This is a genomic window from Pelomicrobium sp. G1, from assembly GCF_051905455.1.
Lineage (GTDB): Bacteria > Pseudomonadota > Gammaproteobacteria > Burkholderiales > UBA6910 > Pelomicrobium.
In genome coordinates this window covers 1-235 of the sequence record NZ_JBQACR010000623.1, presented here as the reverse complement: position 1 = coordinate 235, position 235 = coordinate 1, and the positions used below count along the sequence as shown (strand labels likewise).

At 74.5% G+C, this 235-nt stretch carries 1 protein-coding gene; it reads right to left on the bottom strand.

Annotation, left to right across the window (positions count from 1 at the left end; translation table 11 throughout):
- On the bottom strand, positions 1-235 hold a 235-nt coding region (locus tag ACTFO6_RS19885; protein WP_439936007.1), incomplete at both ends, for a hypothetical protein.

Genomic DNA, 235 nt, shown 5'->3' with positions numbered 1-235 from the left:
CCCCGGGCCATGGGCTTGCACCAGGCGCCGTTCGACGGCCCGCCCGATGTCCCCCGGCAGCAGCACGCTGCCGTCGGCGGCGGCGATGCGCAGCACGCAGCTCAGGGCGTTGTCGTCTTGGCGCGGATCGGCATAGTCCGAGGCCGCAGGGCTCAAGAACTCAAAGCGCACCCCGTCCCAGTCCCAGCCCTCCCCCGCCCGGCAGGCGTGGTGTTCGGAGGCGGCGCCCCGGAGG